The 6,524-nt window shown below is 59.8% G+C and carries 8 protein-coding genes; 2 read left to right on the top strand and 6 right to left on the bottom strand.

The window, feature by feature from the left end; genetic code table 11:
- Positions 1-109 precede the first annotated feature (109 nt).
- A complete protein-coding gene (locus tag VGU61_RS15095; protein WP_326860003.1) occupies positions 110-490 on the bottom strand; it encodes an RNA-binding S4 domain-containing protein in 381 nt (126 codons plus the stop codon).
- 186 nt (positions 491-676) lie between these two features.
- Here VGU61_RS15095 and VGU61_RS15090 point away from each other — a divergent pair, with 186 nt between their 5' ends.
- Positions 677-1,261: a sigma-70 family RNA polymerase sigma factor gene (locus VGU61_RS15090; RefSeq protein ID WP_326860002.1), complete on the top strand. Its 585-nt coding sequence runs from the start codon at positions 677-679 to the stop codon at positions 1,259-1,261.
- On the top strand, positions 1,258-1,989 hold the full coding sequence (locus VGU61_RS15085) for an anti-sigma factor (RefSeq protein WP_326860001.1): 732 nt from the start codon (positions 1,258-1,260) through the stop codon (positions 1,987-1,989). Before VGU61_RS15090 ends, VGU61_RS15085 begins: the two co-directional genes overlap by 4 nt.
- Positions 1,990-2,112: 123 nt before the next feature.
- Here the strand turns inward: VGU61_RS15085 and VGU61_RS15080 are convergent, their stop codons facing one another.
- The 5 genes from VGU61_RS15080 to VGU61_RS15060 form a co-directional block, all read right to left on the bottom strand.
- Complete coding sequence (locus VGU61_RS15080; RefSeq protein WP_326859999.1) at positions 2,113-2,889, bottom strand: ferritin-like domain-containing protein; 777 nt, start codon at positions 2,887-2,889, stop codon at positions 2,113-2,115.
- 61 nt (positions 2,890-2,950) lie between these two features.
- Entirely contained in the window at positions 2,951-4,123 is a 1,173-nt protein-coding gene (locus VGU61_RS15075; protein ID WP_326859997.1) for a hypothetical protein, read from the bottom strand.
- Between the two features lie 214 nt (positions 4,124-4,337).
- Positions 4,338-4,844, bottom strand: coding sequence for a pyridoxamine 5'-phosphate oxidase family protein (locus tag VGU61_RS15070; protein ID WP_326859996.1), 507 nt, complete (start codon positions 4,842-4,844; stop codon positions 4,338-4,340).
- 180 nt (positions 4,845-5,024) lie between these two features.
- Positions 5,025-5,873 carry a DMT family transporter gene (locus VGU61_RS15065; RefSeq protein WP_326859994.1) on the bottom strand — a complete coding sequence of 283 codons (849 nt, stop codon included), beginning with the start codon at positions 5,871-5,873 and terminating at the stop codon, positions 5,025-5,027.
- A gap of 103 nt (positions 5,874-5,976) precedes the next feature.
- Entirely contained in the window at positions 5,977-6,510 is a 534-nt protein-coding gene (locus VGU61_RS15060; protein WP_326859993.1) for a GNAT family N-acetyltransferase, read from the bottom strand.
- Positions 6,511-6,524: the final 14 nt, after the last annotated feature.

Raw genomic sequence — 6,524 nt, 5'->3', positions numbered from 1 at the left:
CTCGTACTATTATCCACCGGGGTACAAAAGTCAAACGAGAACTTAGAGGGTCGATTCTATTTGTATAAGATACCGAAAGGCACTATTTTCGGGTCTCCCAAGCCCGAGATTATGAGCCCGACCGGTCGATCAGGCGCCTGTCACGTTTAGTAGGACGGCCTTTTATCGTTGAGCTTGGTTCGCGGAAATAGCGCCGCTGTTCCGCCTGCTCTTGTCTTTTTGCCATACTCGCCTCGGTTTCCGCGTAAAGCGTTTGGGCCACCGAAGCAGGACCGCGCTTGTCCGACAGATCCTTGACCACGACTTCCCATTCAGTCGATCCGTTGTCTATCTGAAGAATATCGTCCGCCTTCACACTGCGGGCCGGTTTGATGCGCTCTCCGTTCAAGCGCACCTTGCCGCTGTCGACGGCATCGGTTGCCAGGGAACGGGTTTTGAAGAAGCGGGCGGCCCACAACCATTTGTCGATACGTACGGAAGGATTCATCATTGATATCGTCACCTAATGCAAATTAAAGGAGATAGGGAGTACTGTTTAGTACAAAAAGCGTTCCTGCGGTGAATAGCGGAAGCGCAGGCGGCCATACTATAATCCGCCTTGACTACCAGTAACACTGGGTTTGCCGGCATCGGTCCGCGTCGCGCGGTCCTGCCCAACTTTTTAAACGGATCCACCTTGTCCACTTCAGATCTGCAACCCGCGCAGTTGAAAAACTGGCTTGCCGCCGTCGCCCGGCAAGACGGCGAGGCTTTCCGGTCTCTCTACGATGCAACATCACCGAAACTGTTTGGCTTCGCGCTGCGTATATTAGTAAAGAGAGAGCTGGCCGAAGAGGCGTTGCAGGAGAGTTTTGTCAGCATCTGGCATAACGCCTCCTCCTATCAGGCCAGCCTTGCAGCGCCGATGACGTGGATGACGACCATCGTGCGAAACAAGGCATTCGATATTCTGCGGCGGTTGGACAACGCTGTCGAGATCGATGCGGAAAATTTTGACCAGGATGTCATGAACGCAATGGAAAGCAATCAACCTACGCCGATCGAGGCGCTGCAGATCAGCGGCGACGCGAAGGCATTGGCGCAGTGCTTTTCACGCCTGGAGGGCCTGCACAGGCAGGCGATCGCGCTGGCGTTTTATCACGATCTCTCCCATAGCGAAGTGGCGGAACAGTTGAAGCTGCCGATCGGGACCGTCAAGACCTGGATACGGCGCGGACTTGAACGCCTGCGTCTTTGCCTCAGCAAGCTGGAGGGCGCATGAATCTCCAGAACCTGAAGCGCAACGACAGGCTGCTCGAACAGCTTGCAGGCGAATATGTATTGGGTACACTGCGCGGCGGCGCGCGCCGTCGCTTCGAACAATGGCTGCGCGACGACCCGGTCGTGAAACGGGCGGTGGCGGAATGGCAGGACCGCCTGCATCCGATGGCGGAGTTCGCGCCCGCGGCACATCCATCACCGCAGGTTTGGCAGGCGATCGAGAACCAGTTGAAATTGGGCTCCGCTCCTGTCAGACAGGACCGCCGTTCCTTCTGGCTGGGTCTGCGGGAAGACCTGAGCTTCTGGCGCGGATTGGGAATGGCGTCGACGGCATTGGCTACGATCCTCATTACGGTGATGCTGACCAGGCAGCCGGAACCGGCATTGCCGACCATGTCCTTCGTCGCCACGCTCTCCGACGACAAGGCCCAACCCGTGATGGTCGTGACAGGCGATGCGAAACGCCGGCAGATGACGGTCAAGGTCGTCATGCCGCAGAACATCGCAGCCGACAGGAGCCTCGAACTGTGGGCCGTGCCGAAACAGGGCGCGCCCCGCTCGCTCGGTCTGGTCGCCAACAACGGCACGGTGGTATTGCCCATGCCGGAAGACGCGACGCCGGAATCGATCCCGGTGCTGGCGATCAGTCTGGAGCCGAAAGGCGGATCGCCAAATCCGAATGCGCCGAGCGGCCCTGTCATCTTCAAAGGCGCGTGGGTGCAGATCTAAGAACGTCCAACCGCGCTATACGTAGCCCGGCATGCATGCAATAAAAGCGCCGGCACCGCCATGGAGGCGAGCATGCCGGCGCTGGACCAACAGGAACCGAGGCGCTGCCCCGGTGAAGCAGCGTCAATGCAATTGCTGCGACGGCGGCGATTCCGCCTCGTCCACCGCCTCGTTCGAAATGGCCTGCCCGATGGTCGCCTCTTCATACCAGGTCTGCACCATCTGCAGATGCGAACGCTCGCTGTCGAGTGCCACGCTGAAATCCACCATCATCGAATTCTGGCCCTGATCCTCCGCGAGCGCGATGAGCAGCTCCCAGCCGTTGTTGTCGGTCATTTCCGCCACCAGAATGGCGTGCAGCGATTGCGCCAGCGTGGTGCGCGGGTCGGTGATGACCTGCATCAGGCCCATCGATTCCACGCCGACCAGATCGGCGCAGGGCGTCTGTGACGTCGGGTCGCCGCCCAGCGATTCGATGGCGGCGGCAACCATGGTGAAATGCCGGAATTCCTCTTCGCGGATCTTGCGCAATTCCCCAAGCGTCATGCTGGTCGTGCCTTCCTGCAGCGTCTCCACCTTGGTGATCAGGGCATCGTACAAGCGCGTGCTGGTGCGTTCGAATGCCAAGCGCTCGCCCAGCTTGTCGAGCAGGATCTCCGGATTATTGCCGGTCAACATGGAGACGCCGGTCGTAAGCGCGCCTTTGACCGTGCCCGGCACCGGCACGGAACCGAGTGTGTCGGCTTCGGCGATGTAGAGGCTGCGCATCTGCGCCAGCGCCGCTTCGCTTCCCGGCGTTGCCGGAATTTCCGATGCAGGCGGTGCCTGCATGGCACTGGTATCGAACGGCGACATCTGGATGCCGGTGCGATTCATTCCGATATGGGTTTCTTCCTTCATTGCTGTTCCTTCAGGTCGTCAGACCGCTGAGTAATGTAAATACGGTATGGCCGGCCATCGCTTATGCGGCAATGGCAACCTTGCGATTGAGTTCGGTTCCCGGCGTCCAGATATAGCCGGCGGCAACCGTCTCGCTCGGCGATCCTTCGGAGTTGATGTGCGTGCGATAGTCGATCGATGCCTGGCTTTCCTTGTCCATCGGCACGAATTGCGTGCCGTTGGTGCGCAGGTCGGCTTCCTGCAGCAGCGTGCGGCGTATGAAGTCCCGCTGGCTGGCAAATGAAATCGGCTCGGGGAGATCGCCGGGAAACACATCCATCGGATCGCGCTTTTCATATTGCTTGAACAAGTCGGCGACGAAATGGAATTGGCCAAGTTCGTAATCCAGGAAACGCTCCCAGATCGCCTTCACACGCGGGTTGGTTTCCTGCTGCACACAACTGTAATAGTTGTACACCTCGGTCGCTTCATGCAGCAGCCATTGCTCCAGCCAGCCCTCCTCAGGATCGAGCATCGATTCGTAGTGGGTGACGTGCTGCTCCTCGATGGAAGCGATTTCCGCATAGAGCTGGCGCGCCACCGGATCGGCGAATTGCGGGCCGATATTCATGTAGTACTCATGCACCTGGAACTCGACGCCGACGATCGTCAGCGCGTTGAGCTTGGTGATCGGCGCAGCCGTCCTGCGATCGTACGGATCGCGCACATCGTCCTGAGGTGCCCTGTGTTCCACCACCGTCGGCCGGCCCGGCAGGATATCGGTGTAGCTTTGCAGGATATTGTTGGCATCCTTGCCCTCGACACGATCGAGCAAGGCGGAATAGCGATACAGGTGATCGAAGTCCTCCAGCATACCGAAGCGGTATGCCTGGGCGAGATAGGGATCGGGCTCCTGCTGCGCCACGGCGGCGGTGACTTCGATGGCGACCTGCTCATAGCCGAGCGTGATTTCCAGCGGTGAATGATCGGGGCCGAGCAGCCAGTTGACCATGGTTGCCTGGTGCTGCTCGGTGCGGCGCACGCGTGCGAGCGGAACGCGCAATGCCCTGTTGGCCCGGGCAGCGAAATGCTGGAAACGGATCGATTCCTGTTCGACGCCGTTCATGAGAATAACGCGTGCCCTGGTGAATGCATCATCGTCGAGCTTGCTGATCGGTTTGCCGACCATGTCGCGCCACGTGAAGCGCTGCTGTTCCAGCGGAACGCCTTTTGCACTAAATAAATTGAATCCCATCGTCATGCTCCTTGGAAGTATGCTGGCGGTGCCGAACCCGCGTCGGATGTGGCGGAAACCACCTGGCCGTTGTCATCTTGAACAGCTTCGATGATGTCGGTCCAACGAAGTTCGGCGTTGTCGCGTTTTTAATGCGATCGCCTTTTCAGGCGTCTCGATGACGAAGGCTTGCGGAGTGACATAGCGGGAAAGATAGCGGCGGACGATGCCGCTGCTATGTCTGCAATCGTACTTTGCCGTTGTCGCCAAGACCGCTGGTGTCGCCCGTGACAATGCCTTTGGCCAGACCATACAGCCGCTTGACCATGCTGCCGGGTGCATCCCAGTATTCGGCTTCGGTGATCCTTACCCGCAGCAGCACAAGATCCGGATCGTCCAGACCGTCCGGAAACCAGGGCTTGATCCACGGCGTCCACAATTGCGCCATTTTTGCCTTGTCGCGAACGACTTCGCTGAAGCCGGAAATCGATACATAGTCCTGCTTGTCGATGCGTGCATAACTGAGATTCACCTGCCGGTGCTGTTCGGCTTCGTCGATCTTCGGCGATGACAGGCTGGTAAAGAACCACAGATCGCCGTTCGCCTCCATCTGCATGGTGGACATCGGCCGGCTGCGCAGCGTGCCGTCCGGTTCCTCGGTCGTCAGCATGGCGAACTTGATCTCCTTGACCAGATCGGCGACGGTCTGCAGGTCCGGATTATCTTGCTCTTGCACATCCATGATTTCTCCTTGCGATGATGCCGGTGAAGGCCGGCCATCAAGGAATGATGTGGTCCCGGAGTGAAAGTTCCGGCTCGGTACGCCCTGCAATTTTGCGTTCCGGAAAAGCGGCTGTGTCAAAGCGGCCACGGAGCATGCGGATAGTGGCAGGCTTCCGGTGCGGCATGATGCCGAGCCACATTAGGGACGGCGTGCCAGCATGATGACGGCACTCAACACCATCACGCCTCCGACGACCTGGCCTGCGCTGACGTTCTCGCCGAGCAGCAACGCACCGAGGCAAAGGGTGATGACCGGCTCAAGCGTGGAGATGATTGATGCCTGCGCCGGACCGATATGCCGGATGCCCGCCAGCAGCGCCCCCACCGCGATGACCGTCGAGAACAAGGCGATCGCACCGACGGCAAGCCATGTCGATACGCCGGTCGGTAAGGATTGCCCGCCCGCGATTGCAAGCGCGCCATTGGCCAGCGCGGCAGTGGCCATCACCACCAGCGTTCCAGCCAGAGGCTGGATATCGCGCGTGACTCGCCCGCCGATCAAAATATAGACGGCGTACACGACTGCGGCCAGCAGACCGAGCGCAATGCCGAGCGGACTGCCCTGCAGATTGCCGCCCAGGGTGATCGCGATCCCGGCGACGGCAACCGCCAGCAGAACGAAGGTGCGGCGTTCCGGCTTTTCCCAGCCGAATGCAAGAGCGAACAAGGTAACCAGCACCGGATAGACATACAGCAGCAGGCCCACCAATCCGCTACTCGCATGCAAGAGCGCCGTGAAGTAGCTTTGCGACTGGGCGGTGTACAGCAGCCCCATCAGCGCGAACCCGGCCAGCACGCGTCCGCGTGGCAGCCGCATGCGTTTCGCCCATACCACCGGCGCCAGCAATGCCACCGCCAGCAAGAAGCGCAAGGCCAGCAATACCGTCGGCGTCATGCCGCCGGCGTATGCGACCTTGGCGAACAGGGCCATGGTGCCGAATCCAAGGGCGGACAGCAGAACGAGGGCGATGGCGGCTTGACGTGACATGGATGATGTGCGGATAGGCGGTTCGACACCGGATTATCGATGCAATAGCCTTTGTGCGTCCATCCGGCATTCATGGGACGTAGCCGGTGATCCCGGAAGCGGTTCAAGCGTCGGATATCAGCCGGCAAACCGTCGTGCGCCGCGAGCCTGCCGTCCTGCGCACCGGATCGTCATAAGTATCAATCTCGATGAACCCGGCCTTGCGCATCATGCCGGCAGACGCCCGGTTTTCTTCATGCCGCTCGATGTAGATTTCGGCATATCCCTTCGTTGCCAACGCTGCCACGGCTCTTTGCAGCAGTTGCGCGCCGATGCCCTTGCCGGCATGGTCGCGATGCACCACCGCTTCGCATACGTAGCCGTGCCGGTGACCGATGCGGTCCCGGGATTGATAACGGGTCATTGCACGGCTGGCCATGAAAGTGACGAAGCCGACCAGGTGACCGTCGATCTCGGCCAGCACCGCACCCGTCCTTCCGCCATCGATGGCGGCAATATGCGCGCCAACCTCTTCCTCCGGCAGGTGATTCCATTGGTTGGGGCCATGCGTGAAGATGAATGCCGTCATGTTCTTCACGTCACCGGCGTGGGCTGTCCTGATTGCGATGCCGTTCAGGGCATACTTCGGTTCATTCATGTGCTCACCCTTCG

The sequence above is a fragment of the Noviherbaspirillum sp. genome (assembly GCF_035944575.1).
In the GTDB taxonomy this organism is placed as follows: Bacteria; Pseudomonadota; Gammaproteobacteria; order Burkholderiales; family Burkholderiaceae_D; genus Noviherbaspirillum.
Note: the sequence above shows the minus strand (reverse complement) of the source record. Positions and strands in the feature narration are given on the sequence as shown.

Coding starts and splice junctions, on each gene's coding strand:
- VGU61_RS15060 (WP_326859993.1), bottom strand. CDS start 6,510: ATGAATGAACCGAAGTATGCCCTGAACGGCATCGCAATCAGGACAGCC.
- VGU61_RS15065 (WP_326859994.1), bottom strand. CDS start 5,873: ATGTCACGTCAAGCCGCCATCGCCCTCGTTCTGCTGTCCGCCCTTGGA.
- VGU61_RS15075 (WP_326859997.1), bottom strand. CDS start 4,123: ATGGGATTCAATTTATTTAGTGCAAAAGGCGTTCCGCTGGAACAGCAG.
- VGU61_RS15080 (WP_326859999.1), bottom strand. CDS start 2,889: ATGAAGGAAGAAACCCATATCGGAATGAATCGCACCGGCATCCAGATG.
- VGU61_RS15095 (WP_326860003.1), bottom strand. CDS start 490: ATGATGAATCCTTCCGTACGTATCGACAAATGGTTGTGGGCCGCCCGC.
- VGU61_RS15070 (WP_326859996.1), bottom strand. CDS start 4,844: ATGGATGTGCAAGAGCAAGATAATCCGGACCTGCAGACCGTCGCCGAT.
- VGU61_RS15085 (WP_326860001.1), top strand. CDS start 1,258: ATGAATCTCCAGAACCTGAAGCGCAACGACAGGCTGCTCGAACAGCTT.